The sequence below is a fragment of the Methanophagales archaeon genome, from assembly GCA_021159465.1.
In the GTDB taxonomy this organism is placed as follows: domain Archaea; phylum Halobacteriota; class Syntropharchaeia; order Alkanophagales; family Methanospirareceae; genus G60ANME1.
The window spans coordinates 1-2,842 of the sequence record JAGGRR010000012.1 but is presented as its reverse complement, the minus strand read 5'-3'; the positions used below and the strand labels follow the sequence as shown (position 1 = coordinate 2,842).

Sequence of the window (2,842 nt, the reverse complement as noted above, 5' to 3'; positions counted from 1 at the left end):
CGCACCGGCAATCGCATTCCCTATCATATCCTGTACGAACCTGTTTACCTCTATCTCCTCACCATCTATACGTATATCCACTTCGATCTCGCCTCTGCTCATCTCTCACTCTATCCTATTTCCTTAAGGTTATTATCCCAATAGTAATAGTTTTATAAATGTCTCCTTTCCAGAATCTTGAGATAGAAGCATCTAACGATAATACCCTCTTCCTGTCAGAGTGTCAGGGAGAGGGTATACAAAAATCGCTCCCATTTTACTCCTCATAGTCATGTATATCTTATCTTTCTGCCCTGCTATTTTAATTCACGTTACGATATACTGATAATTGTTGTATTTAGCCATCCCAGAATAGTCATCAGCGAATTTAGCTTGGAATATCTCTTTCACTCGCTCTTAAATATATATGCTAAATATCTTACAAAGGGGTATTGTTATGAGAGAATATTTGCTTGGGAATGCTGCGATTGCAAAAGGTATCCTTGAGGCAGGTGCCCGTGTGGTTGCCAGTTATCCCGGGACACCCGCATCCGAGGTTGTGGAGATTCTGGCGCCTCTCGCTAAGAAGTATGACCTTCATGTAGAGTGGTCGGTCAACGAGAAGGCTGCTTTGGAAGTTGCCATCGGGGCGTCATGGACGGGAATGAGAGCTGCTGCTGTCATGAAACATGTAGGCTTGAACGTCGCTGCGGACCCTTTTATGACGCTGGCATACACCGGTGTGAGGGGCGGACTTGTAGTGATCGTCTCCGATGACCCGTTCTGCTATTCATCACAGAACGAGCAGGACTCGAGACGCTATGCCCAGTTTGCCTGTATCCCCTGTCTGGACCCTGCAGACCCACAGGAGGCAAGAGATATGACCATCTACGCCTTTGAACTCTCTGAGGAGCTGGAGTTACCTGTCCTTCTCAGATCCACTACACGTGTCTCTCATGCCAGAGCCGATGTGGAAGTAGGGCAACCAAAAGAAACTCGGGCTACTCCTCAGTTCTTGAAGAATCCAGCCAGATGGGTTGCTCTTCCCGCACATGCCCGACCACGCCATTCCGTGCTTCTCGAGAAACAGGATGCAATCAAGTCAGCGCTGGAAAAATCGCCCTGGAACCAGCTTGTGTTACAGGGACGGGGCGAGCTGGGCGTCATTGCATCTGGGATTTCGAGTCTCTACGCCGAGGAAGCGATAAAACAACTGGAAGCGGATATTTCCTTTCTGCGAATCGGCACCTTTCCACCTCCTGAGGGTTTGTGTTCCGAGTTCATCAGGCATGTCAGTAAAGTGATGGTAATCGAGGAATTGGAACCCGTACTGGAGGAATATGTAGAAAGGGTAGCAAGAGTGCACAATCCTGATATTGAGATCCTGGGCAAGAGGTCGGGTCACATCCCGCGGGAAGGAGAACTGGACCCCCATATTGTCAGAAATGCCATCGTAGACATGACTTCTCTACCGTTAGTGGAACCGCCATCTCAATCTTTGAGAGAAGCCGCTGTAATCCTGCCGCCCAGACCCCCGGCACTCTGTCCCGGCTGTGGTCATAGAGCAGCATACTATGCAATGAGGGAAGCATTTGGGACGGATGCAATCTTTCCCAGTGATATTGGGTGCTACACGCTGGCTGTTGACATGGGAACCATAGATACGTGCCTCTGTATGGGCTCCAGCATAACCCTCGCCTGCGGAATTCGGTTTAGTGGCGAGGAGCGGGATATATGTTGTAGTATTGGCGACTCGACTTTCCTGCATACCGGTTTACCCGGATTACTCAACGCTGTTTACAATAAGGCTAAGATAACTGTCGCTATACTGGATAACTCGACCACAGCGATGACCGGACATCAGCCTCATCCCGGAACAGGCGTTACTGCAAGCGGTGATAAAACAAAATCTGTATCGTTTGAGGCTCTCGCCAGAGCACTGGGTGCAGACTTTGTCGAGATTGTAGATCCTTACAATGTTAAAGCGACAATCGAGACCTTCAAGAGGGCGAGGGACTATCAGGGACTATCTGTGGTCATAGTAAAGCGGGCATGCGTGATAAACGAGAGACGAGCAGGCATAATGCGAAAGCCATTCATGGTTAACGAGAATTGCACAGGCTGCCGTGAGTGTGTGGAGTTTGGCTGTCCTGCAATCGAGTTCGAAGGGGATAGTGCTCGAATCAACTCGCTCTGTACCGGGTGCGGGGTATGTGCCCAGATCTGTCCCAATGATGCCATCGAGGTGGTCAAATGAAGATGAAGACGAAAACCAAGACAAAGACATCAGAGTGTGATATTGTTGTAGTTGGTGTTGGTGGCCAGGGAGTAATCCTACTCTCCAGTATAATTGGTAAGGCGGCGCTTAAGGCAGGCTTACCTGTAAGGAGTGCCGAGACGCATGGGATGGCGCATCGTGGAGGCAGTGTGATTAACCACCTCAGGATAGGATGCATGTTCGGTCCACTGGTGCCAGTCGGAGGAGCAGACATTTTGGTAGCTCTCGAGCCCGCCGAAGCTCTGCGGTATGCCCATTACCTATCTAAAGATGGTGTCGCACTTGTGAATACCAAACCCGTCCTCCCAAGTACGGTGACCTCAGGTCAATCGAAGTATCCACCGTTGGAAGAGATTCTTGCGCCACTCCAGCGAATTTGCCGGGGCATCAAAACTTTTGATGCGACAAAACTGGCAGTCAAAGCGGGCAATCCACAGACGATGAATGTCGTGATGTTGGGCGCGCTCTCTAAATATATTCCATTACGGGAAGAGATGCTCATCGAGTCGCTCACAGAGTCCGTGCCCGCGAAGTTTCTGGACGTCAACAGACGCGCCTTTGAACTCGGGAAGCGCGAAGGTTAAA

Annotated in this window: 2 protein-coding genes; both read left to right on the top strand. The window is 49.9% G+C overall.

Translation table 11 applies throughout. The features are described 5' to 3' along the window. Nucleotides 1-436 precede the first annotated feature (436 nt). On the top strand, nucleotides 437-2,236 hold the full coding sequence (iorA, locus tag J7J01_00295; protein MCD6209332.1) for an indolepyruvate ferredoxin oxidoreductase subunit alpha: 1,800 nt from the start codon (nucleotides 437-439) through the stop codon (nucleotides 2,234-2,236). A 2-nt stretch (nucleotides 2,237-2,238) separates the two neighbouring features. Further along, nucleotides 2,239-2,841 (top strand): indolepyruvate ferredoxin oxidoreductase subunit beta, encoded by a 603-nt coding sequence (gene iorB / locus J7J01_00290; protein MCD6209331.1) that lies wholly within the window; start codon nucleotides 2,239-2,241, stop codon nucleotides 2,839-2,841. Nucleotide 2,842: the final 1 nt, after the last annotated feature.